Annotated in this window: 20 protein-coding genes and 1 pseudogene; 6 read left to right on the top strand and 15 right to left on the bottom strand. The window is 55.8% G+C overall.

Annotated features, from left to right (window positions below; all coding sequences use genetic code 11):
* The first annotated feature begins 22 nt into the window (after positions 1 to 22).
* Positions 23 to 1162: a DUF294 nucleotidyltransferase-like domain-containing protein gene (locus tag SR894_RS11145; protein ID WP_133732385.1), complete on the top strand. Its 1140-nt coding sequence runs from the start codon at positions 23 to 25 to the stop codon at positions 1160 to 1162.
* Here SR894_RS11145 and SR894_RS11140 read toward each other — a convergent pair.
* From SR894_RS11140 to SR894_RS11125, 4 genes are read right to left on the bottom strand one after another with little or no spacing between them, the layout of a single operon-like run.
* Positions 1159 to 3924 (bottom strand): sensor histidine kinase, encoded by a 2766-nt coding sequence (locus SR894_RS11140; protein ID WP_133732386.1) that lies wholly within the window; start codon positions 3922 to 3924, stop codon positions 1159 to 1161. The genes SR894_RS11145 and SR894_RS11140 overlap by 4 nt on opposite strands.
* 2 nt (positions 3925 to 3926) lie before the next feature.
* On the bottom strand, positions 3927 to 4136 hold the full coding sequence (locus tag SR894_RS11135; protein ID WP_133732387.1) for a hypothetical protein: 210 nt from the start codon (positions 4134 to 4136) through the stop codon (positions 3927 to 3929).
* A complete protein-coding gene (locus tag SR894_RS11130) occupies positions 4136 to 6196 on the bottom strand; it encodes a 3'-5' exonuclease (RefSeq protein WP_133732388.1) in 2061 nt (686 codons plus the stop codon). Before SR894_RS11130 ends, SR894_RS11135 begins: the two co-directional genes overlap by 1 nt.
* Positions 6193 to 6567, bottom strand: a complete 375-nt coding sequence (locus SR894_RS11125) for a response regulator transcription factor (RefSeq protein ID WP_022523646.1) — start codon at positions 6565 to 6567, stop codon at positions 6193 to 6195. Before SR894_RS11125 ends, SR894_RS11130 begins: the two co-directional genes overlap by 4 nt.
* A 226-nt stretch (positions 6568 to 6793) precedes the next feature.
* Here SR894_RS11125 and SR894_RS11120 point away from each other — a divergent pair, with 226 nt between their 5' ends.
* On the top strand, positions 6794 to 7867 hold the full coding sequence (locus tag SR894_RS11120; protein ID WP_133732389.1) for a tRNA-queuosine alpha-mannosyltransferase domain-containing protein: 1074 nt from the start codon (positions 6794 to 6796) through the stop codon (positions 7865 to 7867).
* 175 nt (positions 7868 to 8042) lie between these two features.
* On the opposite strand, the gene nth is transcribed toward SR894_RS11120, so the two are convergent.
* The 11 genes and pseudogenes from nth to SR894_RS11065 all read right to left on the bottom strand — a co-directional run bounded on the left by nth (position 8043) and on the right by SR894_RS11065 (position 18939).
* Positions 8043 to 8681 (bottom strand): endonuclease III, encoded by a 639-nt coding sequence (gene nth, locus SR894_RS11115; protein ID WP_133732390.1) that lies wholly within the window; start codon positions 8679 to 8681, stop codon positions 8043 to 8045.
* A gap of 73 nt (positions 8682 to 8754) precedes the next feature.
* A complete protein-coding gene (locus SR894_RS11110; protein WP_133732391.1) occupies positions 8755 to 9456 on the bottom strand; it encodes an electron transport complex subunit E in 702 nt (233 codons plus the stop codon).
* Positions 9453 to 10095: pseudogene (rsxG, locus tag SR894_RS11105) on the bottom strand (electron transport complex subunit RsxG). Before rsxG ends, SR894_RS11110 begins: the two are co-directional and overlap by 4 nt.
* Positions 10092 to 11141, bottom strand: a complete 1050-nt coding sequence (locus SR894_RS11100) for an RnfABCDGE type electron transport complex subunit D (protein ID WP_133732393.1) — start codon at positions 11139 to 11141, stop codon at positions 10092 to 10094. Before SR894_RS11100 ends, rsxG begins: the two are co-directional and overlap by 4 nt.
* Positions 11138 to 12793: an electron transport complex subunit RsxC gene (rsxC, locus tag SR894_RS11095; RefSeq protein ID WP_133732394.1), complete on the bottom strand. Its 1656-nt coding sequence runs from the start codon at positions 12791 to 12793 to the stop codon at positions 11138 to 11140. The genes SR894_RS11100 and rsxC overlap by 4 nt, the downstream gene beginning before the upstream one ends.
* Complete coding sequence (gene rsxB, locus SR894_RS11090; protein WP_133732395.1) at positions 12793 to 13389, bottom strand: electron transport complex subunit RsxB; 597 nt, start codon at positions 13387 to 13389, stop codon at positions 12793 to 12795. The genes rsxC and rsxB overlap by 1 nt, the downstream gene beginning before the upstream one ends.
* Before the next feature lie 10 nt (positions 13390 to 13399).
* Complete coding sequence (gene rsxA / locus SR894_RS11085; RefSeq protein ID WP_133732396.1) at positions 13400 to 13981, bottom strand: electron transport complex subunit RsxA; 582 nt, start codon at positions 13979 to 13981, stop codon at positions 13400 to 13402.
* A 175-nt stretch (positions 13982 to 14156) separates the two neighbouring features.
* Positions 14157 to 16193 carry a methionine--tRNA ligase gene (gene metG, locus SR894_RS11080; protein ID WP_133732397.1) on the bottom strand — a complete coding sequence of 679 codons (2037 nt, stop codon included), beginning with the start codon at positions 16191 to 16193 and terminating at the stop codon, positions 14157 to 14159.
* A 104-nt stretch (positions 16194 to 16297) separates the two neighbouring features.
* Positions 16298 to 16579, bottom strand: coding sequence for a hypothetical protein (locus SR894_RS11075; RefSeq protein ID WP_133732398.1), 282 nt, complete (start codon positions 16577 to 16579; stop codon positions 16298 to 16300).
* A 140-nt stretch (positions 16580 to 16719) separates the two neighbouring features.
* Positions 16720 to 17901, bottom strand: coding sequence for a 1-acyl-sn-glycerol-3-phosphate acyltransferase (locus SR894_RS11070; protein WP_133732399.1), 1182 nt, complete (start codon positions 17899 to 17901; stop codon positions 16720 to 16722).
* Between the two features lie 108 nt (positions 17902 to 18009).
* Complete coding sequence (locus tag SR894_RS11065; protein ID WP_133732400.1) at positions 18010 to 18939, bottom strand: recombination-associated protein RdgC; 930 nt, start codon at positions 18937 to 18939, stop codon at positions 18010 to 18012.
* 141 nt (positions 18940 to 19080) lie between these two features.
* On the opposite strand from SR894_RS11065, the gene SR894_RS11060 reads away from it, so the two are divergent.
* The 4 genes from SR894_RS11060 to pheA all read left to right on the top strand — a co-directional run bounded on the left by SR894_RS11060 (position 19081) and on the right by pheA (position 24593).
* A complete protein-coding gene (locus tag SR894_RS11060) occupies positions 19081 to 19515 on the top strand; it encodes an acyl-CoA thioesterase (protein ID WP_133732401.1) in 435 nt (144 codons plus the stop codon).
* Positions 19516 to 19667: 152 nt separating this feature from the next.
* Complete coding sequence (gene gyrA, locus SR894_RS11055) at positions 19668 to 22409, top strand: DNA gyrase subunit A (RefSeq protein WP_133732402.1); 2742 nt, start codon at positions 19668 to 19670, stop codon at positions 22407 to 22409.
* Positions 22393 to 23496 carry a 3-phosphoserine/phosphohydroxythreonine transaminase gene (serC, locus tag SR894_RS11050; RefSeq protein WP_133732403.1) on the top strand — a complete coding sequence of 368 codons (1104 nt, stop codon included), beginning with the start codon at positions 22393 to 22395 and terminating at the stop codon, positions 23494 to 23496. Before gyrA ends, serC begins: the two co-directional genes overlap by 17 nt.
* A 5-nt stretch (positions 23497 to 23501) precedes the next feature.
* Positions 23502 to 24593: a prephenate dehydratase gene (gene pheA, locus SR894_RS11045; RefSeq protein WP_133732404.1), complete on the top strand. Its 1092-nt coding sequence runs from the start codon at positions 23502 to 23504 to the stop codon at positions 24591 to 24593.
* The last annotated feature ends 3 nt before the right edge of the window (positions 24594 to 24596 follow it).

Raw genomic sequence — 24596 nt, 5'->3', positions numbered from 1 at the left:
CATTCTAGTAAAGGAGAGGCGTATGCGTTTAGTACACCAAGCCTCACCCTGGCGCTCTCTATTCCATGAGAATGGCACGCTCAATACCTCGGCGCTTAATGCGCCGTTGCACCATATCTTCTCAAAACTCTCCTCAAACTTCCCCTCACCGGATATCTCATTAGCTGACGCCTATGCTTGGCAACTGCCGCTGGTGGAAACATTGGTGCATTATGATTTACCCGCCTGGCGTATTAGCCAAATTATCAGTGACCACAATGCTTCACTGTATCGTCTGGCAATAGCGCAATCCCTTGACGAAATGCAGGCGCAGGGCTGGGGCGCTCCGCCCGTCGACTACTGTGTTCTGCTGCTAGGCTCCGCGGCGCGCTTCGAAAGCCTGTTAGGCCCCGATCAGGATAATGCGCTGATTATCGACGGCTATCCTGACCATCGCCATGTAGAGATCGACGGCTACTTTCAAGCGCTTGGCGAGCGGTTTACCCAGCGCCTGGATGAGGCCGGTATACCGCTCTGCCATGGTCATGTCATGGCGCGATGGCCGATGTGGCGCAAACGGCTAAGTGAGTGGTACGCGCAGCTAGACATCTGGAGCGCTGACCGCCAGGTAAAGCGCGTACAGCAGACTAATATCTTACTCGATTTTGCCCCGGTCGCCGGTAATCCAGCGCTTGCTAAGAAGTTGGGTGAGTGCATCGCTTCAACTCTTCCTAAAGCGTCACTGTTTATGGATGAAATGGCGACGCTACTGGATGAGCTGCCGGTGGCGCTGGATCGCTTTGGGCGGCTTGCCTCAAGCCCAGGCCTGGATGCCCCCCATGGGCAAGCCCTTAATCTCAAGCATCAAGGCTTGTTGCCGTTGATTAGCGCCGCGCGCTTACTCTGCCTGCGGCACGGGCTGCGCGACATAGCCACTCGTGAGCGATTGATCGCGCTAAGTCATGCAACGGATGCGTTAACGTTGGCTGAATCGGCGTTGCTTGTAGCCGCTTTTGAGCGACTGCAGCAGCGCCTATTGGAACAGCAGCGGTATAACAAAGCTCGTGGCCAAGCTGCAGATGGCTGGGTTGACCTGCGGCGTTTGCGTGAAGACGAGCGCTTACTGCTGAAGTTTGATCTACAGCAGATTAGGTCGTTTGTTCAGCGAGTGAAAAACGCCTAGCCGGAGTCGAGAGATGATGAGTCACCCGGCGCGGCGGGTAGTTCTAACGTTAAGCAGGCACCGCCTAAGGTTTTGGCATCCTCGACCCAAAGCCGTCCACCTAGATGGGCGATAATACCCCGACTAATCGGTAATCCTAAGCCGCTGCCTCTTGGCCGACCTCGTGGAATATCATCGTCCTGTTGAATTTGATGGAATTTTTCAAAAACCCGTTCACGCTCGTCTTCGCTAATACCCGCACCATTATCCTCCACGCTTAAACGGAAATGACGACGATGGCGATAAAGCGTGAGGCGCACTTTTGGCTGCTCCCGATCGGCAAACTTACCCGCGTTATCAAGCAGGTTAATAATCACCTGTTCTAAACGGTCATGGTCGCCAACCACCATCGCAGGGTCAGCTTCCAAGCTAACGTCTAAGGCAATGCCGCGCTCCTCATGTAGATGGGCAATAGCGTCAATGCTGTGCCGAGTTAGGGCGGCAAGATCGAGGGGGACGGGATTAAGCGTCAAACGACCACTTTCCAGGCGGGCAAGATCCAGAATTTCTTCAATTAAACGAGACAGACGCTGGCTCTCGTGGACGATCACGCCGAGAAAATGCTGGCGTTTTTGATCAGGCAGTTGGCTGCTGTCGCGCAATATTTCGGCAAAGGCTCGAATGGAGGTGAGCGGTGTGCGTAGCTCGTGGCTGACCATGGCGACGAACTCGTCTTTCAAGCGATCCAGCTCGCGCAGACGCTCGTTCGCGCTACGCAGTTCTTCGCCAATTTGCACCAACTCCTGAGATTTTTGCTCCAAGCGACGGTTGTACTCCAGGGTTTGTGAGGTGGTGTCCAGTATGCTCAGAATCGACTCAATATCCAGCGCTTCACCGCGTACCACCGAGTTGATCAGTACCCGCGCTGAGGAACTGCCCAGCGCCCCCGCTAGCGCCTGTTCGGCGCGAGTAATCAGCTCGGCGGTAGCGGGATCATCCGCCGCATAAGCGATTTTGGTTCCGCTATGGCTAAATACGCGGCGGGTGGTCTGGGCACCCAAATAGCGCACCAGCAGCTCTTTGAGTGCCCCCTGGGTAGTTTGCCCGCGCCATAGCGACGTAGATAACGAAGTGGTTTGCAGATTAGGGTGCATCGCCTCGGTGAATAGTGCTGCCTGGGTTTGCTCAAGGGGCGTAGGGCGAGTAAACAGCGATACTCCAACTAATAGTCCCACGTTAGCCATCATGCTCCAGAGCAGCGAATGGGTATAAATATCCCAGTTTTCGAGCCCGAATAAGCCGTAGGGAATTAGCCAAGCGATACCCCAGGGGCCCTCAGTGAGCAGTGCTGCATCCAACCAACCGGATTGGGCAAACCCTGGCAGCAGCAGCGTATAGCACCAGAGTAAGAACCCGGCGATTAGGCCAGCTGTGGCGCCTTGGCGGGTAGCGCCGCGCCAATACAGGCCAATCAAGAGCGCTGGGGCGAACTGGGCTGCCCCGGCGAAGGAGACCAGCCCAATAGTGACAAGGCTATAGGAGTCACCAATCAACGCATGGTAGAGATAGCCGAGTAGCAGAATAAGTACGATAGCGATGCGCCGAATACCCAACAGCCAACCGGCGAGCTCCCCTTTGGTACTTAAGTGCAGCCGCCGTGAGCGCAGCAGAAGGGGCATCACCAGTTGGTTGCTGACCATAGTTGAAAGCGCGATTGTCTCGACAATCACCATGCCTGTCGCCGCAGAAAGGCCACCAATAAAGACCAGTAGCGGCAGCCCTTCTAAACCAGCTGACAGCGGCAGTGTGAGCACAAAGCTGTCCGGATCACCTGCGCTTACGCCAAGCAACAGGCCAGCCAGCGCAATGGGAATAACGAACAGATTAATCAGCAGCATGTAGAGGGGGAATAGCCAGCTTGCTCTGGCTAAGTGCTGCTCGTCGACATTCTCCACCACCAATACCTGGAATTGGCGAGGTAGGGTTAAGAAGGCCAAAAAGGCCAGTATCAGCATGCCCACCCAGCCGGTGACCCCACCCGGAACGCTATCCAACCGCATGCTATCGACAAGGGCGGGCGTGGCCGCTACCTGGGCAAACAGCGCGGCGGGGCCTTCAAACCTCACAAACACCACGAACACGCCGACGGCCATAAAGGCGACCAGTTTAACGATGGACTCCACCGCAATCGCCGCCACCATGCCTTCATGGCGCTCACTGGCATCCAGGTGGCGTGTGCCAAACAGAATAATAAATACTGCTAATACCAGGGCGACCCAGAGAGACTTATCCATCCAAAAATGTTCATCCACTAACGTGGTGTCGGCCGCGCGGGGATAGTTGATCAGCACTGCATGGCTAACGGTAATGGCTTTTAACTGCAGAGCAATATAGGGGGTGATGCTAATCAGCGCCATCAGGGCAACCAGTGCGCCTAAACTGGTGCTTTTGCCGTAGCGGGCACTGATGAAATCGGCAATAGAAGTGATCCGCTGCCGTGCTGCAATACGTACCATTTTGCGGATAACTGAAGGGGCCAACAGCATCGCCAGGGTGGGGCCCAGGTAGATGAGCAAAAAGCTGGGGCCATACTCGGCGGCGCGCCCGACGCTGCCGTAGAACGTCCAGGCCGTGCAGTAAACAGCAATAGAAAGGGCATATACCGTCGGCGAGCCAATGATGGAGCGACCCTGCTCCGCCCGCCGGTCACCCCAGGCGGCGACCACAAACAGCAGCGCCAAGTAGCCAAAGGCGGTGCCGAGGATAATCGCCTCACTACGCATGGTTAGCGGCCCGAACGCCGTTCCATCAGCCAAGCAGTCAAGCCGATCACCACTGCCCAGACGATAAATAGATAGAGCGGTAGCCAGCCCACGCTAAAGGTAGGTAGCCGATCCACCACGATAATCAATGGTGGGGAGAACAGCAGCAGGGCAATCGCCACCAGAGCCATTAGGCGCTCTGTTTGGCGTGATTTCACACCGAAAGGTTTCATCAGGCGCTGGCATCCTGTCGGTCGAAGGCGTTGACTTGCAGGGCTAACAACTGCTCAAGCGTATCGACGCCGCGGGCTTCTAAGCGAGGCAGCAGGGCTAGCCATAGCTCGGCGGTCACGCGGGCATCGCCTAATGCAGTGTGGCGCGTCCCTGGTGGAAATGCCAGATCGTAGCGCTGGGCAAGGCTATCCAGATCATGCCCATCGAGCGCTTCGTCAAGTGCCCGTGAAATCAGCAGGGTGTCGATCACAGGGATATCAAAGGCGACTCCTTTGTGGCTAATGGCAAGTAGATCAAAGGCGGCATTATGGGCCAGCAAGACAGCTTCGCCGACATAATCGCGAAAGCGGGTAAGCACAATATCCAAAGGCGGCGCGCCTAGCACATCGGCATCGGTAAGGCCGTGTATCGCGGTGCTAGCCGGCGGGATCGGCCGCTGCGGATCCACTTTTTGATCGAAGGCCTCGCTTGCCAATAAACGGGCGTTGACCACGCGACAGGCGCCAAGACTGATGACGGTGTCACCTCGGCGTAGCTCAAGCCCGGTGGTTTCCGTATCAAAGGCGACTATTTCCAGGCTGCGCAGCGTTCGGCTGGCCAGCGCTTCATCCGGCGGGGGCAGGTCGGCAATGCCAAAGTCATGGAATTCTGGGCGCGGCGGGGCGGTTTCTCTTGGGGCGCCTACGCGCTCCATGGCCGGCAGGGGGAGTCGCAGGCGTGAATGAACGCCATCGTCGTCGGCCAGGCTCCAGATGTCGCTGGCGTGTTGGCGCATTACATCGGCGACGCTTGGCGTCAACGGTAGTGAGTTTAGCGGCTGCTGTCGCCACTCCGCCAGCTCATGCTCGGGGATCGCTTTGCCGCGCCAAATAAGGTCAAGATAGACGCGTTTATTGCCCAGGCATATCTCACCCTCAAAGCCACTGTCGGGAAGCTGTGTATTGAGGTGCTTGACTAAAGAGTCAAACAGCGCAATCAGCGCCGGGGCGTCGCCTTTAAACCAGGCAGGCATCCCCACCGGGGTAATTAAGCGGTGCTCCGGGTCAAGGCGCTCATCCAACGCTTGCCAGAAGTCGTTTGACCACATGGGCGTTAAGCGCTCGCCCTGATGCTGCATATCGTCGAGTAGTTGGCCGATTTTGGCCACGTTGTCGCCGAGGGTGATGCCCTCTTCGTGGATAACCCGCTCAAAACGTTGGCGCAAAGCAGACGTGCTGACATCGTTTTGATCGCGCAGCTGTATCAGCGCATCGGCGGCGCTGGTTAGACTGGCGGTATGCTGACGAAGCGGTGTTAGCATCGCCGCTAGTTCCGCTCTAACGCCCATTTCACTCGACCAGGAGGCGGTGGCGTCGCTAAAGGTCAGCAGTGTTTCGCCATCGCTACCCGGCACGCGGCGTAAAATCACTTTGAGCCAGCGGTCATCACAGGGGGCGAGTAACTCGCGCGGGGAACCGTCATTAGGCAGTTGGCCGAGCACTTGCTGTAAGCTGGCTACTGGTAGCAGCGCTTCCAGGCGTTTGCCCAGGCCTAATCCGGTATTACCCTCAAAAAAGTCTTCAGCCGCCTGATTGAACAGCATAAGGCGGCGGTGGTGATCACACAGTAGCAGCGGCGTTTCGAGTACTTGCAGCAGTGTTTCCAGCTCCTGGCGGATGCGTGCAGCGCTGCGGGCGCCGTCAGCGTGAGCGGTGGTGAGGCGACTGCGATCTGATCGCCAGCTTTCGCGTACTCGTCGTAGGTCGGGCCCCAAGCCTTTTAGCCAACCTTCGGGTGGGTGCTCGTCCCGGGCGTCCGGGTTGGCGACCAAGCGCGCCAGCTGCACCTGTAAATGGCGCAGTGGGGTAAACAGCATACGCTCAAGCAGCAAACCGGCTAAAAAAATCGTCGCGCCACCGGAGAAGCTACCAAGCCAGAGGGCGATGCGCGTTACGCCAGTTGGCGCAAGCTTCGCATCCAGCCAGGCGGCAAAAATGGCCCCACCCAGCAGGCTGATGCCGCTAAGTAGCAGCCAGAGGCCCAGCAGGCGCTGACGTTTGGGCAGTCCGCCTCGGGTCATGGCTGCTCCTCAATTAGTAGCGCTTTGACTTTTTCGACCAGCGACTGGGTAGAGAAGGGCTTGGTGATGTAATCATCGGCGCCCAGCGCCATGCCTTTTTCACGCTCCACGTCACGCCCGTGAGCGGTCAGCATAATAATCGGAAGCTGGGCGGTAGCCGCTTCGCTACGCAGCCGCTCTAAAACGTCAAAACCGCTAATCCCCGGCAGGCTAATATCGAGTAGCAGCAGATCGGGCTGGCTATCATTCACTCTTGCCAGGGCCTGTTCACCATCTTCAGCAGTAACGACCTCAAACCCCGCTTGCTCCATCAGGAACTCTAGCGATAAAACAATGTTGGGTTCGTCATCGACGACGAGCACTTTAGCCATGGAGCTCTCCTGCTTATATTTGTTTTAACGTTTATTTGTTTTAAAGCTGCATGGCTGCAGTCTAGATAGATCTAACAGGTCAGCCAAGACGACCTTGGCCGAATGCATTCAAGACAAAGAAGCGATCACAAAGAAGCTAGTAAGCGCGTTTTGTTACACTGCTTGCCTCTTTGCCATGGCTTACACATGTTATGGCGTTCCACTGATCTGGTTGTTAGGGCTGTCAATGCGCGTACTCCTGTTATCTGCCTACGAAGCGGTGAGCCACCGCTACTGGGCGCAAAGCTTAATGGCGCAGCTTGATGAGGTGTCTTGGACGCTGTTGAGCCTGCCGCCGCGTCATTTTGCTTGGCGTATTCGTGGCAATCCGCTGAGCTGGATGCTTAAAGAGCACGATACTCTCAGCCAGTCGTTTGATGTAGTGCTAGCCACGTCGATGGTGGATCTGGCCACGCTGGCGGGGCTGTTCCCGCATCTCGGCCGAGCAAAAAAGGTTGTCTACTTTCATGAAAACCAGTTCGCCTATCCTGAATCGAGCGATCAGATGCCACAAGTAGAGGCCAAGATGGTCAATCTCTATACGGCGCTGGCGGCGGATAACGTGGTGTTTAACAGCGCCTATAACCGCGACTCTTTTATTGATGGCGCGCGAGCCTTTCTGAAAAAAATGCCGGAAAACCTCCCCGCAGCCAAGCCACTGGAAGCGCTACGCGAGCGGGCTCAGGTTTTGCCAGTGCCCATTCCAGAGAGCTCAGAACCTTGCCAGCAAACGGCAGTTAACAAAACAGTGCCACAGCGGATTGTCTGGAATCACCGCTGGGAGTACGACAAGAACCCTGACGACTTCTTTGCCGTACTGTTTGCGTTAAGCGATGCCGGAGTAGCGTTTGAATTGGCGGTGCTTGGTCAACGTTTCCGTCAAGCCCCCGCCATTTTTGACGAAGCTGAGCAGCGCTTAGCCAAGCATATTGTGGCTTGGGGGCCGCAGCCAGAAGAGGCGTATCGAGAGCTGCTAGATAGCGCAGGCATTGTGGTTTCGACTACCTGGCATGAGTTTCAGGGTTTGGCGATTATGGAGGCGGCCCAGCGCGGGGCTTTACCACTGGTGCCGGATAGGCTCTGTTTCCCTGCGCTTTACCCTGCAGCCTATCGCTATGACGGCTCTCGGGAAGGGCTTTATGACCGGCTTAGTGCTTGGCTCACCGATCCGGCGGTTCGCCCTGAACGCCTTGATACCACCGCTTGGGAGTGGCCCGCCTGGCGTGAGGCTTACCGCCAGTTGCTGATGAGCTCGACTTGATGGCCTAGCAGCCTGTCGGACTTAACACTGATCTACTGCGAATCCCGGTATTTTGGCCAACTTTATTCGATCGATTTCGTTAAATAGCGCGCTATTCGCCTCAATCGATCGAAAAATTTGGCTCAAAATCCGTGCTTCTCGCGACGATCGGTCAAGCCCGACAGGCTGCTAGCCGTTAAGCCGGTTCGGTTTTGTCTTTATAGTCGCACAGGTCCTCGATAATGCAGCTACCACAGCGGGGTTTACGCGCGATGCAGGTGTAGCGGCCGTGCAGAATTAGCCAGTGGTGAGCATCGTGAAGAAACCCTTTTGGCACATGGCGTAGCAGTTTCTGCTCCACCTCAACGACATCTTTGCCTTTAGCGATGCCGGTGCGATTGGATACCCGGAAAATATGCGTATCCACCGCCATGGTGGGCTGACCAAATGCCGTGTTGAGTATTACATTGGCGGTTTTACGGCCTACGCCGGGCAAGGCCTCCAGGGCTTGGCGGGTATTGGGCACTTCACCGCCGTGCTGATTAACGAGCATGTGGCAGGTTTTCATCAGGTTTTCGGCTTTGGTGTTGTATAACCCAATGGTTTTGATATGTGCTTTAAGCTCGTCGATACCTAAATCAATGATCGCTTGGGGCGTGTTGGCGACTGGGTAAAGCCGCGCCGTGGCTTTATTCACCCCCACATCGGTGGCTTGAGCGGAAAGCAGTACCGCAGCCAGCAGCTCAAATGGCGTGTTCCAATTAAGCTCGGTAGTCGGGTGGGGGTTCTCCGCCTGAAGGCGAGCAAAAATTTCATGACGCTTTTGGGCATTCATGGCGGGTCTCTTAATAAATACGCGTTATAAATACGAGCAGTTGTTTACATGGACACTTTCGGGATGTTGCCAGCTATTTTATCGTGCCGGTAACCCGCACGCGACGCTCAGTTCGAGGTGTCGCCACCACTGGCTTGGCACGGGCAGCACTGCGTTGATCAATAGCGTTTTTCAGCGCAATCAACAGACCCGCTACAAAGAATGCCCCCGGTGGCAGCACGAAAAACAGGAACTGGTAGTCGTCGGCAACAGTCAGTTGCCAATTCGCCGCTTGCGGCCCAAACAGTAGCGCCATGTCGCTAAACAGTGTGCCTTGACCCAGTAGCTCACGTAGGGCGCCAAGCAACACCAGTACGGCGCCAAAACCCAACCCCATCATAAAGCCATCAATGGCCGCTGGAAGAACCGGCCGGCGTGAGGCAAAGGCATCCGCGCGACCCAGGATGGCGCAGTTGGTGACGATCAGCGGAATAAAAATTCCCAACACTTGATAGAGCGGGTAAGCGTAGGCGGCCATGAGCAGTTCAGCGCAGGTAACAAAAGCAGCAATCACCATCACGAAAGCGGGCAGACGCACTGCGCTGGGCACCTGGTGACGAATCAGCGAAATCGCCGTGCTGGCACCGACCATGACCAGCAACGTGGCCAGCGCCAGCCCCAGCGCATTGACCACGCTGCCGCTTACCGCTAGCAGCGGGCAGAGCCCGAGCAGCTGCACCAGCGCGGGGTTATTCGACCAAAGACCACTTCGGGCGAGTTCGCGCCACTGGCTCATAGGGTGGACTCCTCAAATGACATCGGTAGCGGTGCATCGTCGGCGTACTGAAGGGCTTTATGGACAGCATTGACCACAGCACGGGGCGTAATCGTAGCGCCGGTAAAAGCGTCAAACTGGCCGCCGTCTTTCTTCACCGCCCAGCCTTCTGGCGGCAAACTATCTAACCTTAAACCATTAAACTCGGTGATCCAGTCGCTGCGGCTGCGCTCAATGTCATCGCCTAGCCCAGGCGTTTCCTGATGCTGGGTCACGCGCACACCGCTGATGCGCAGGTGCTCGTCAATGCCGATCAGTAGACGGATTTCGCCGTTATACCCCTGCCGGGTCACCACCGGGAAGATCACCGCGCTGCTACCCTGATCGTTTACCCACCAGCCTTGGCTTTCACTCGCAAGCCCCAGCCCCAGCGCCTGTGGGTTGGGAAGGGTAAAGGTGCTCTCCAGCACCTTAGTGACGGGCGTATTAGCTAGCGCTTGGGGCAGTACTTCCTGAAGCTGGCGGTGTTGGTAAGCCAGCTGATGTTTCTCTATACGTTCGGCGGTTAACGTGCGGGTAAGCGCCACGCTGCCCGCCGTTACCAGCGCAAAGGTGCCCCAGGGCAAGCGCACCGCGCTGCATGGCCTGGAACAGCGTCATGGCTGTTCTCCTGGTTTACCCAGTGAGGCTTTTTGCTGACCAGTAGGGCGTGGCACGCTGTACAGGTCTAGCAACGGTACACATAGATTCATCAGCAATACCGCAAACGCCACCGCGTCCGGGTAACCGCCAAAGGTGCGAATGATCATGACCAGTGCGCCAATCCCTGCGCCATAGAGTAGTTTGCCGCGTTGGCTGGTGGCGGCGGAGACTGGGTCGGTAGCAATAAAGAATGCCCCGAAAAGCGTTGCCCCGGTGAGCAGGTGAAACAGCGGTGAAGCGAAGTGGCTGGGGTCGCTGAGATAAAACAGCGTGGCCAGTAGTAATACGCTGCCAAGCATAGCGACCGGAATATGCCAGCTAATAATCCGCTTCGCTAACAACACCACCCCACCCGCTAGCCATGCGAGCGCTACCCATCGCCAGGCGCTGAGGGTTCCATTCGGCAGTGGATTGGCAGCCCAGAACTCGCTGGCAAGCACCGCTTCGCCTTTGTGCTTAAATGCATCAAGGGGCGTTGCGCCGCTCAAACTATCCAATTGGGCGGTTGGCAGCGTTCCGACGATTTGCGCCCATAAATCATTTGGTAGCAATGCCTGGGGCGGAGCCCACAACGTCATGTAGGTAGGAAAAGACACCAGCAGCAGCGCATAGCCCACCATGGCGGGGTTGAACGGGTTATGGCCCAGTCCGCCGTATAGCTGCTTGGCGACCACAATTGCCGCGATCATACCCACACCGATAAGCCACCAGGGACTAGCGGGAGGCAGCGATGCGCCCAGCAAAACGCCAGTAAGCAGGGCGCTTGAGTCATTCATCGTAACACGGATGGGGCGCTGGCGTAGCCGAAGCACGGCGGCTTCAAGTGCAATACCAAAAGCGGCGGCTAGCAGTACATTGCTGATAACCCCAAGGCCGAAGAAGTAGCTCATGGTAGCGATGCCTGGCAGGGTTGCCGCAATGACCCAGCGCATCAAGCTCGCCGTTGGTGGCATAGACGTTGCCTTCACGGCATCTTTAACGCCCGAGGCGTGCATCATGCTCATGGCGACTCCTCGCTGGGCTGCTGTTCGCGCGCCTGGGCAAGCTGCAACTCGACTGCTTTTAAGTTCTCCTGGGCGGTGGCAAGCTGCATTTCTAAGTCATCCAGGGATTGTTTGGGGTCTTCCTGAGCGACTCGCGCCAGGGTTTTTTCAGCCTTTTTGACCGATGCTTTGGCGGCGGCATGGGCGATGCGCAGGCCACGTAAGTCGACCTTTTCGCTGCTAGCTGCGGTACTGGTGGGCGAGCGACGTTGTTGCGCCTGACGTGCTTGCTTGCGTGCCTGTTTTTCAGCCTCTTCCCGAGCGAGCCGCGCTTGGCGGAACTCAAAACGGTGCTTGGCGTGCTCCGCTTTTACTGCCTCAATCCGTTGCAGGCGTATCCGGCTTTTAGCTTCCCGGTAATCCACCACCAGCGGAATATGGCTAGGGCATACGTAACTGCAAGCGCCGCATTCAATGCAGTCGAACAGGTGATAGCGCTCTACCTTGGCATCGTCTTGAGCGCGAGCATACCAGTGCAGCTGTTGCGGCAGCAGCGCCACCGGGCAAACGCTTTCACACTCACCGCAGCGAATACAGGGCGATTCTGCTGGGGGCGGCGGCAACTCTTCAAGCGTGGCCGCGATTAAACAATTAGTAAGCTTGGTGACCGGCGTATCGAGCGTTAGCAGTGGAGTGCCCATCATGGGGCCACCCTGAATGACTTGGTTTAGCTCTGGGGTATTTAACCCTGCCTGCTCCAGCAGCTCTCTAACCGATGTGCCCAGACGCACCCAGCGATTGCCGGGCTGGGTGATGGCCTCGCCTGTCAGCGTGACCACCCTGGAAACCAGCGGCTGCCCATCGCGCACTGCGTGTAGTATCGCCAGTAGCGTGCCTGGGTTATGGCAGAGCACTCCCACATCAGCGGGCAGCCCGCCGCTGGGTACCTCAAGGTTTAGCAGCCTTTTAATTAGCTGGCGCTCGCCGCCGCTGGGGTAGCGGGTAGGTATTACTTTCAGCTCAATGTTGATCGGCTGGTAATTTGAAAGGGCGTGTTTCAGGGCTTCTATGGCATCGGGTTTGTTATCCTCAATCCCAATCATTATATGCTGCGCGCCGCATAGCTTGGCGACTATCTGTGCACCTTCGAGCACTTCGTTAGCGTGGTGGCGCAGAGTCAGGTCATCGGCAGTGATATAAGGCTCGCATTCGGCGGCGTTAATCACCAGGGTGTGAATCGCATGCCGTTCGACCACTCGCGCTTTAATATGGGTGGGAAACCCCGCGCCGCCTAGACCGACAATGCCGCTCTTATTTAAGCGCTCAAGTAGTGCACTGGGTTCAGCGCGTTGCCAGTCGAGACTGGGCAGCCGCTCCCAGTTATCTTGCCCATCTCCATCAATGCAGATTTGGGTAGCGCTAACCTCGCTTACCATGCCGCTAATGCTGGCGTGCAGGTTGCTAGAGATCATACCTTCACGTTTGGCAATCACGCTGCCCACTTTTACCGCGTCGCCCACTACCACACAGGGCGTGGCGGCCTGGCCGCTATGTTGCTGCAGGGGGAGAGTGATCCGACGGGGCAGTGGCGCTTCAATTAGCGGGGATTGGTTGGAACGCTGTTTGCGTTCGGGGGGATAAATGCCTCCCGGGAAGTCAAAGGCGTTCGACATCAAGACCCCCCTGAAGCGGGTTGGCGGTCGCTGGCAATCATGTTTGATGAGTGCGCCACTACCGGCTGCCATTGGGTGATCGGGGCTGAGCGTGGCAGCATATCGATACAGTCCACGGGGCAGGGATCAAGACACAGATCGCAGCCGGTGCATTCGTCTTCAATGACGGTATGCATTAATTTAGCCGCGCCGATAATCGCATCGACCGGGCAGGCCTGGATGCACTTAGTGCAGCCAATGCACTCCGCTTCGCGAATAAACGCCACCTTGGCTTCGCTTTGTGCTTCGCCATCCAGGGGCTCGGGGTCACGCCCGAGAAGATCGGCAAGGGCGTGAATCGTCGCTTCGCCACCCGGAGGGCATTTATTCAGCGCATCCCCCTGGTTAATGGCCTCGGCGTAAGGGCGACAGCCTGGGTAGCCGCACTGGCCGCACTGGGTTTGCGGCAGCAGGGTGTTAATTTGTTCAACTAGCGGGTTATCTTCGCGCTTAAAACGCTCGCTAACCACGCCCAGCAGGGCACCAAAACCAATGCCCAAGCCGGTTAATACCGCGACGGCGCTGAGGATACCAATGAGATCAATGCTGCTATTCATCGCGCTGGCCTCATCCCTGCACCAACCCTGAAAACCCTAAAAATGCTAACGACATAAGACTGGCGGTGACCATCGCTATCGCCGCACCTTGGAAGGGTTTGGGAATATCCGCCCCCGCTAAACGTTCGCGCATCGCAGCAAACAGCACCAAAATAAGCGAGAAGCCCAGTGCTGCACCCAACCCATAAAGTGTGGTGTGGAAAAAACTTAATTCACGGTTCAACGACAGCAGAGCTACCCCCAATACCGCGCAGTTGGTGGTGATCAGCGGCAGGAAAATGCCCAGCACCTGGTGCAGCAGCGGACTCAGCTGGCGCACCATGATTTCGGTAAACTGCACCACGGCGGCGATCACCACGATAAAACTAATGGTGCGCAGGTAGGTTACATCCAGCGGCACAAGCAGGCCGTGATAAACCACGAAGCTAGCGGCCGATGCCAGGGTCAGCACAAAGGTAGTGGCCAGGGACATGCCCATGGCCGACTCCAGTTTGTTAGAGACGCCCATGAACGGGCATAGACCCAGGAACTGAACCAGTACGAAGTTGTTGACCAGGGCAGTGCTGACCAAAATGATAAATAACTCACTCATGGCAGCGTATTGTGCGAAGAAAAGGCGGCGCTGGCTAGTGGGAGGCTAGGAAGTTTGATGTGTGAAAAACCTATTCAGGAGGAAGTTTGAATAAAAGTACCGCTGTAATAAAAATGCAAAGGGCAGAGCGCTGTGAGTCTCTGCCCTTTAACTTGGCTACCGCTTACGCGGTGGGTTAAGTAACACGCTGGCCCGGTTCTGCCCCCGTGTCAGGGGAGAGCAGGTAGATACCATCTTCGTTGGCAGAGGCCAACACCATGCCTTCCGATACGCCAAAACGCATTTTGCGCGGTGCCAGGTTGGCGACCATAACCGTTAAGCGACCTTCCAGGGCTTCCGGGGCGTAGGCGGAACGAATGCCGGAGAAGACGTTGCGGGTTTCGCCACCCAGGTCGAGGGTCAATTGCAACAGCTTGTCGGCGCCTTCGACGTATTCAGCTTTGGCGATGCGCGCAATGCGCAGGTCGACTTTGGCAAAGGCGGCGAAGTCGATTTCCTCAGCGATAGGCTCTTCCGCCAGCGGGCCTTTGGGCGCTTCTTTCAATTTTTGCTCTTCCACGAGATCTTCCTTCGACGCTTCAATCATGGCATCGATTTTGTCGCGTTCAACGCGGGTCATCAGCGGTTTGAATTTGTTGATTGAGTGATCGGTGAGCACGCTTTGACGAGTGTGCCAGTCCAACGACTCAATGTTAAGAAATACTCGGGCCTCTTCAGCCATGGCAGGAATTACAGGAGCCAGGTAGACCATCAACTGGCGGAACAGATTAATGCCTACCGAGCATATCTCAAGCACCTCTGTGTCGCGGCCATCCTGCTTGGCCAGCGCCCAGGGCTCTTTATCAGCAATGTAGGTATTGGCTTCATCCGCCAGTTCCATAATTTTGCGCATTGCACGGCTAAATTCCCGTGCTTCAAAGTCTTCGGCAATATCATCACCGGCGGCAATAAAGCGGGCGACCATCTGTGGCTCAGTGCAGTGGCTTGAGAGGCTGCCACCGCCGAGCTTTTTAACAAAACCGGCGCAGCGGCTGGCAATGTTGACCACCTTGCCGACTAAATCTGAATTTACCCGTGCGGCAAAGTCTTCCAGGTTTAAATCCAAATCATCAACTTTGGAAGTAAGCTTGGCGGCAAAGTAGTAGCGCAGATATTCCGGGTTGAGATAATCGGCGTAGGTGGCAGCTTTAATAAAGGTGCCGCGGGATTTCGACATCTTGGCGCCGTCCACCGTCAGGAAGCCGTGGCAGTTGACGGCGGTGGGTGTGCGCAGGTCAGCGCCATGCAGCATGGCGGGCCAGAAGAGCGCATGGAAATAGACGATATCTTTGCCGATAAAGTGATATACCTCGGCATCAGAGCCTTTGTTCCAGTAGCTGTCGAAATCGATACCTTCGCGGTCACACAAGTTCTTGAAGCTGGCCAGATAGCCAATTGGCGCATCCAGCCAGACATAAAAGTATTTGCCTGGGGCGTCGGGAATTTCGAAGCCGAAGTAGGGCGCATCCCGGGAAATATCCCACTCGTTAAAGCCAGACTCAAACCACTCCATCAGCTTATTGCGGATTTGCGGCTGCACATGGCCGTCGTCAATCCAGCCCTGCAGGAAGTCGGCAAAGTCAGGCAGTTTAAAGAAGTAGTGGGTCGATGTACGTACTTCGGGCGTTGCCCCTGAAATGGCTGAAACGGGGTTGATCAAGTCGGCGGGGGTATAGGTAGCGCCGCACTTTTCGCAGTTGTCGCCATACTGGTCTTCAGCGCCACATTTGGGGCAGGTGCCTTTAATAAAACGGTCAGCCAGAAACAGGCCTTTCTGGGGATCAAACATCTGCTCGATATCACGGGTGGCAATATGGCCTTTATCCCGTAAGCGCTTATAAATCATTTCGCTGAAGTGGCGGTTTTCAGCGGAGTGGGTCGAGTGGTAGTTGTCGAACCCAACGCCAAAGCGGGCAAAGTCTGTTTGGTGGTCGTTGGAAACCCGCTCAATCAGCGCTTCAGAGGTAATGCCTTCCTGCTCGGCACGCAGCATAATGGCGGTGCCATGGGCGTCATCGGCACATACGTAGTAGCACTGCTGGCCACGGCTTTTCTGGAAACGTACCCAGATATCAGTCTGGATATACTCAAGTAAGTGACCGAGGTGAATGGCTCCGTTGGCGTAAGGGAGCGCGCTAGTCACCAAAATGTTGCGCGTGGCGGTAGTAGACATGGTGAAGGTTAATTCCGAGTGAATAAGGGTGCCGATCAGGCGATAGTAAAAAAGACGGCGAAGTCGCTAAACGCTTCGCCGATACCGTTACTTCCTAGCAACGGTTAATAAAGCGCTTGCTCTTCTTGAACGACTTCACGCAGCAGTTCTAAAAAGAGCTTATCAGCCTCAGAGTGCTCGGCCGGGTCTTCCGGTATATGCACGCTGGTGGTATCGGAAATTTCGTTGGCAATCCGCGCCATCGCCGCAGGGCTATTGCCTTCGGTCAGCTGTTCTCTGGCAATCGCCAGTGATTGCTCAAGGATCTTTGGGTCTTGCAGCAGCTTGCGAATAAAGCCACGTAGCTCGTTGATGATACGTGTTTTCTGAATTTCTGAACCGGACATGGGAGTCTCCTTAGGATCGCGATTGACGACAGCGCCATGCGAAACCAATCAATGCGTTGACCATAGCATTTTTTCTGCCAACGGGCATGAGTTGCCCGATATTAAAATGGCAGCTTAAAGCGTTGGTTTAGAGCGCCGATTTAAAGCGTCAGTCGCCCGGCCTTGTGTTTAACAGGGTTCGCGTACTGGGCAAGCCAGTAGGGGCGCAGAGGCTCCGGAACTTCGGCAAGCCGGGCATTAAAGCGTTCACGGTCTTGTCGAGTGATGGCTTTGCGTGCCACTAGCTCCGGTGCTTCGCCCAGCGCCTCTAAAGCCAAATAGTGACTGGGGAACAAGCGATAGCCACCAATCACCTGGCGGTCAATCTCAGCAGCGACTTCGTCGGGGGTGGCCATATCAGAACCTACCGGCGTGCCAAAGTGCAGCCGTACACGCCCTTTGGAGCCGGTAATGCCGGCTACAATGGAGCGAATATCTTCAAACTCACTTTTGGCGTAGCTGCCCTGGGTGTCGATATCGTGTAGCTCCTGGGCTTTTTGTACATCGCAGGGGTCGTATTCATAGCTAATCGATACCGGCACCAGCTTTAACTCAGCAATGGCCTCGCCAAATACCATGTCTCGTTCTGCAGCTCGCCTGGCCATGATCAGCATTTTGATAATGGCGGGCTCTGTGTGGTCGATGCCGTTCTTGGCCCGGCCTTCCCGCTGTGCCATCCAGATTGAGTGCTGGTCTTCGGTAATGGTATGGCGAATATAGGCGGAAAGTTGCTGGTACGCTGCCAGCATAGCCCGCTTGCCTCGGGCGCTGCGTGGCACGATAAAGCTTTTATTAAGCCGCATTAGATCGGTGACATAGGGCTTTTTAAGCAGATTGTCACCGATCGCGATACGCACGGTGCCGCGGTTTGCTTGATACAGCGCATAGTTGACGAACGCCGGATCCAGCGAGATATCACGGTGGTTACCTATGAACAGGTAAGCGCCGTTGGCGTCGAGTTTGTCGAGGCCGGTAACTTCAAAGGCATCCGTGGTGGTGCGAATCATGCGCTCCATGTAATGGGCAATGCGCATTTGAAACTCATAAACCGTCGTTACGTCTTTGACTTCACGACGCACGGCACGGCTGGCAAAGACACGCGCCAGTGATGGCGCCCAGCGCGCCATGCGCGGCAGCCGAAAGCGGGTCAGTGCATCCAGCAGCTCGTTGTCCCGTGAGAGCCTGGCCAGCACATCGGCCACTTCATGATCCATAAAGGGCCGAATATCGGCCCACGGGTCTGTCTCGGTAGAGGCGTTGATAGCGTTGTTGTGATGAGTCATGCGAACCGTTGGATGATAAACCATTGGGTGGTTAGGAATAGGTATCGATTAATAACATCGAGGCGAAAAGACGACTTCGGATAACAGTCTTGAATGACTATAGAGCCCTTACTGCGCCGCGGGTTCCCGCTGGGTCTCGCCGCCAAGCCACTCTATCAAGCGTGGAATATCGGTAGATAGCGCCTGCGCCATTAGAATAAAGTCTGTTTCCAGACGGGCAAGCGCATCGTCTCCGTCGTCAGCGTGGTCGGCTTCTTCAATCAAGGCATCGCCAAAGCGCAACGATTTAAGTGCCAAATCATCGTGTAGCACACAACTTAAGCGTCCTTCCAGGCTAATCGCGAGTTTACTAGCTTGGCGGCCGCTCTCAAGCAGTTGCTGAATTTCATCGCTGTCTAAATCGACCTGGCGAGCACGCAGTACGCCGTCATCACCTTTAGCTTTGAGTTCAACCTGATCACCAAGCTGAAGGTCGGCCGGGCGACTGGCCGCGTCACCTAGCCAAGTTGTCATGGCGCGAATAGGCAGTGTCTGTGAGCTCAGTGGGGTGACTTTTAGGCTGCCCAGGGTCTCGCGAAGCAAATCCAGAATATCTTCGGCGCGGGTGCGTGAACTGGCATTGATGCCAATCATCTGGCCGCGAATGTCCCACCAAAGATCAATTTTCTGGCTTCGCACAAAGGCGCGGGGCAATAAATTCTCGGTGACCTGCTCTTTTAACGCTGTCTTCTCTTTGCGGGTCACTTTGCGGCCTTCGCTGGCCTCAATATCCGCCACCTGCTCATCGACTTCCTCTTTTACCACAGAGGCGGGCAGTAGCCGCTCTTGACGCAGCGCTGAAAGCAGCCGATGTGATTGAATTTCATGGACAAGCTGCCCTGCGCCCAAACGTCCAGCCGGCGCAGTCCAGCCCAGACGGCGTGCGTCGGCGTTGCCGAGTGGTTTGGCGGCATGCTCTTGTAGTGCGCTAGCAAGCTCATCGCTGGATAGTTCGGGCGCGTCGTGCAGGCGGTATAAATGCAAGTGCTTAAACCACATGGAGCCAATCCTGTTTAAAAGGTGGCACATTATGGCGAAAGCGGGGCATTCCTACCAGCGGCTGTCGCCAATCGTCTCTGTTGCACGTGTTTCAAACTTGTGTTTGATTGAGTCGTTGCCAATCACTATAGAGGAGTCGGTATGAGTACATCGCTGTCGCGAGTTCATCTGCGCGTTAGAGGCTATCATCTGGATGGCTACGGGCATGTGAATAACGCTCGCTACCTTGAGTTTATGGAAGAAGGGCGATGGGATTTTTTTGATCAGCACCCAGAGATGATCAAAGAGCTCCATCAGGCCGGGCGGGCATTCGTTGTCGTCAATTTGAATATTGATTATCTGGCCGCTGCCCGCCAAGGGGATGATTTGGAAGTGATGACCGGGATCATCGACGTTGGTGAGCGCAGCGGGCTCTGCCACCATCGTATTGTACGTAAGGATGGCACCGTCATTGCCCGTGCCGATTTAACCTTCGTGCTACTCGATATGCGCGCCAACAAGGCCGCTGCCATCGAGGGCGAGGTGCGTGAGGCGTTGGCCGCGTTAACCTTGGAGAAAGAGGCATTTAGCGCCTAAACGGCTTTGGTGAGCTCCCTGGCTGCCCTTGCTGCTTTTGCGGTGGTATGATGGCGCAGTATTTGCGCGCCGCTCTATGGTAATTTCAGAGCGGTGTTTACCAGCGCTTTCAACTCTCGCAGTGCCAATGCAGTGCAAAGGATCTGACTTTCATGGGTGACATCGCCAGAGAAATCTTGCCCGTCAATATTGAAGACGAGCTTAAACAGTCGTATCTCGACTATGCGATGAGCGTCATTATCGGCCGCGCGCTTCCAGATGTGCGGGATGGCCTTAAACCGGTTCATCGGCGTGTGCTGTTTGCCATGCATGAACTGGGTAATGATTGGAATAAACCGTACAAGAAGTCGGCGCGTGTCGTCGGCGATGTCATCGGTAAATACCATCCGCACGGTGATAGCGCGGTATACGACACCATCGTACGTATGGCGCAGCACTTCTCAATGCGCCATGTCCTGGTCGACGGTCAGGGCAACTTCGGTTCTATTGATGGGGATAACGCGGCCGCCATGCGTTATACCGAGGTGCGTATGTCGCGCCTTGCTCACGAACTGCTTGCTGACCTTGAAAAAGACACCGTCGATTGGGTGGATAACTACGACGGTACCGAGCGTATCCCCGCCGTATTACCCACCAAGGTGCCCAACCTGCTCATTAACGGCTCGTCGGGTATCGCGGTAGGTATGGCAACCAATATTCCACCGCACAATATGCGTGAAGTGATTGACGGCTGTTTGGCCCTCATCGATGACTACACGCTGTCGGTGGATGACTTGATGGAGTATATCCCCGGGCCTGACTTCCCCACCGGTGCAATTATCAATGGTCGCGCGGGCATTTTGTCGGCGTACCGTACAGGCCGTGGGCGTATCTATGTGCGCGCTTGCCACACCATTGAGCACCACGACAAAACCGGTCGTGACCACATCATCATCACCGAGCTGCCTTATCAGGTGAACAAGGCGCGGTTGATCGAGAAGATCGCCGAGCTGGTGAAAGAGAAGAAGATCGAAGGCATCGCCGAACTGCGCGATGAGTCGGATAAAGATGGCCTGCGCGTGGTGATTGAAATCAAGCGCGGTGAGTCCGGCGAAGTAGTGGTCAATAACCTGTTTGCTCAAACGCAGCTGCAAAACGTGTTTGGGATTAACATGGTGGCGCTGGAAAATGGTCAGCCACGTACGCTGAATCTTAAAGAGATGCTGGAAGCCTTTATTCGCCACCGGCGCGAAGTGGTTACCCGGCGTACGCTGTATGAGTTGAAGAAAGCCCGCGAACGTGGCCATCTGTTGGAAGGCTTGGCGGTGGCTATCTCGAATATCGATGAAGTGATCGAGCTGATCAAAGCCTCGCCCAATGCGGCCGAAGCGCGTGAGAAATTGCTCGCCAAGACTTGGCAGCCTGGCCAGGTGACTGCCATGTTGGAGCGGGCCGGGGCTACTTCCTGCAAGCCAGAAGAGCTGGAAGAGGGCTTTGGTTTAAACACTGCGGCCACTTCTTATCGGCTTTCGCCTGCCCAGGCGCAGGCAATTCTTGAGCTACGCCTGCACCGCTTAACGGGCCTTGAGACCGAGAAGCTGCTAGATGAATACCTGAGCATTCTTGAGAAAATTGCCGAGCTAACCGAAATTCTGGCCTCTGCTGACCGCTTAATGGAAGTGATTCGCGAAGAGCTGCGAGCGGTGCGTGATCAGTTTGGCGATGACCGTCGTACTGAGATTCAGGCCAGTCACCTCGATTTATCGATGGAAGACTTGATCGCCGAAGAGGACATGGTGGTCACCGTGTCGCGTTCAGGCTATGCCAAGACGCAGCCGCTGTCGGATTATCAGGCCCAGCGCCGTGGTGGTCGCGGTAAGTCCGCTACCGCTATGAAAGACGAAGACGTGATTGAGCATCTACTGGTTGCCTCTACTCATGACACCGTTCTGCTGTTCTCAAATCGCGGCAAAGTGTACTGGCTGAAAGTGTACGAAATGCCCAACGCCAGCCGAGGCTCGCGGGGTAAGCCGCTGGTGAACATGCTGCCGCTGGAAGAGGGTGAGGCGGTCAACGCCATCTTGCCAGTGCGCGACTACAACCCTGATAACTACATCTTCTTTGCCACGGCCAAAGGCACTGTTAAGCGGACGAGTCTTGAGCAGTTTTCGCGCCCACGCAGCGTTGGCCTGATTGCGATTGACCTTGAAGAGGGTGACCGCTTAGTGGGGGCAGCCATTACCACCGGTAATGATCATGCCATGCTGCTCTCGTCTAACGGCAAGGCCATTCGCTTTGAAGAGGGCAATGCCCGCGCCATGGGTCGTACTGCCCGCGGCGTGCGTGGTATGCGCTTAGCGGGTGATGCTGAAGTGATTAGTCTGATTATTCCCAAGAGTCAGCAGATCGACGCCGAAGCGGATGCCGAAGGTGAAACGCAAGACAGCGCCCAAGAGAGCACTGCAGCCGAAACCGCCGATGGTCAAATCTACATTATGACCGCCAGTGAAAATGGCTACGGCAAGCGCACGCGCTTAGAAGAGTTCCCGCTGCGTGGTCGTGGTGGTCAGGGTGTCATCGCCATGCAAACCAGCGAGCGTAACGGTTCGCTCGTGGCGGCCATGCAGGTCTATGACAGCGATGAAATGATGCTCATCACCGACCGCGGCACGCTAGTGCGTACCCGTGTGGAAGAGGTGTCCACCACGTCGCGTAATACCCAAGGTGTCATGCTGATTCGTCTGGGCAAAGAGGAGAAGCTGGTCAAGACGGTGCGCGTGGATGAGCCGGAAGAGAGCGACGAGCTAAGCGGTCTTGAAGGAACTGACGCTGAAGAAAACAGCCTTGAGGACGCTCAGGCGAATAAAAATTCCGATGACGCACAGGAAACGGGGACTGATGACACGTCACTATAATTTCTGCGCAGGGCCAGCGGCCCTGCCAGTGGCCGTGCTGGAGCGCGCCCGGGAAGAGCTGCTGGACTACCAGGGGCGCGGCCTTTCAGTAATGGAAATGAGCCACCGCAGCGATGAATTTATAGCCATTGCCGAGCGCGCCGAAGCCGACTTTCGTCATCTGCTGAGCGTGCCGGATAACTACCGCGTGCTGTTTCTACAGGGCGGGGCCAGCATGCAGTTTGCCATGCTGCCGATGAACCTGCTGGGGCAAGGCGGTAGCGGAAACTTTATTCAGACCGGTATCTGGGGCAAAAAGGCGCTCAATGAGGCCAAGCACCTTGGTTTTGATTGCCATGTAGTTGCCAGTAGTGAGTCCAACGGCCATACGGCAGTGCCTACACCGGACGAGCTGCGGGTGAGCACAGATGCTGCCTATTTGCACTACACCTCTAACGAGACAATTGGTGGCTTGGAATTTGATTATACGCCGCATGTTCAGCGGGCCGATGGTGCTCACGTGCCACTGGTCTGCGATATGTCGTCGAACATCCTCTCTGGGCCCATCGACGTTAGCGAATTTGGCGTTATCTACGCTGGGGCCCAGAAAAATATTGGCCCCGCCGGGTTAACGCTGGTGGTTGTGCGTGACGACCTGCTAGGCAAAGCTCAGGCCAATATACCTTCGCTATTTGATTATCAAATGCTGGCGGACGCTGGTTCGATGGTCAATACGCCCCCCACTTACGCCTGGTATTTAGCCGGTCTGGTCTTCCAGTGGCTGAAAGACGATATCGGCGGATTGGCGGCAATGGACGCTATCAATCAGCGTAAAGCCGATAAACTTTATGCGGCGATTGATGCCAGCGAGTTTTATAGCAATCCAATTGCTAACGCCAACCGTTCGCGCATGAACGTGCCCTTTGTGCTGGCCGATTCGGCGCTGGATAAAGCGTTTTTACAGCAGGCCGATGCGGCAGGGCTGCTTAATCTAAAAGGTCACCGCAGCGTGGGCGGTATGCGTGCCAGCCTTTACAACGCGGTGCCTGAGTCTGCGGTAGATGCCTTAATTGCATTTATGGCCGATTTTGAAAAAACAAGGGGCTAACCACCATGTCCGACACGTCGATCAACCTGGATGAGCTGCGCCAGCGTATCGATCAGCTCGATAGCGATATTCTCAATCTGATCAGCGAGCGCGCCAGTTGCGCCCAGCAGGTGGCCCACGTCAAGTTGGCCGAAGATAAAGATGCGGTGTTTTATCGCCCTGAGCGAGAGGCCCAGGTGCTGCGGCGCATTATGGCGTTGAATAAGGGGCCGCTCGATTCAGAAGAGATGGCGCGCTTGTTCCGTGAAATCATGTCGGCGTGTTTGGCGCTTGAACAGCCGGTTAAAGTTGCCTATTTAGGCCCTGAAGGCACCTTTACGCAGCAGGCGGCGCTTAAACACTTCGGTGAAAGTGCCGTTAGTTTGCCCATGGCAGCCATTGATGAGGTATTTCGTGAAGTAGAGGCGGGCGCCGTGCATTACGGCGTCGTGCCGGTGGAAAACTCCACCGAAGGGGTGGTCAATCACACCCTGGACACCTTTATGGACTCCTCAATCAAAATTTGTGGCGAGGTAGTGCTGCGTATTCACCACCATTTGTTGGTCAGTGAAACGACCCGCCGGGATAAAGTCTCGCGTATTTATTCCCATCCGCAGTCGTTTGCCCAGTGTCGTAAATGGTTAGATGCGCATTTTCCGCATGCAGAGCGGGTACCGGTCTCCTCCAATGCGGAAGCGGCCAAGTTAGTCAAAACTGAGTGGCATAGTGCGGCGATTGCAGGTGATATGGCGGCCAAGCTTTATGGCCTTGACTATATCGCCGAAAAAATTGAAGACAGCCCGGATAACTCCACGCGGTTTTTGATTATTGGTAACCAGGATGTGCCCATGGCGGGAGAGGATAAAACCTCTATTGTGGTTGCCATGCGCAACCAGCCGGGGACGCTGCATGCGTTGCTGGAGCCTTTCCATCGTCATCAAATTGATTTAACGCGCCTTGAAACGCGTCCTTCGCGTACCGGTGTGTGGAACTACGTCTTTTTTATCGACTTTAAAGGCCATCGTGATGAGCCCAAGGTCGCGGCAGTGCTTGAAGAGGTACAGCTGCGGGCGGCGGAACTACGTGTGCTGGGTTCCTACCCCATAGGCGTGCTGTGACAT

It is taken from the genome of Vreelandella neptunia, from assembly GCF_034479615.1.
GTDB lineage: Bacteria > Pseudomonadota > Gammaproteobacteria > Pseudomonadales > Halomonadaceae > Vreelandella > Vreelandella neptunia.
The sequence above is the reverse complement of the archived record's forward strand: the minus strand, read 5'-3'. Positions and strand labels throughout refer to the sequence as shown.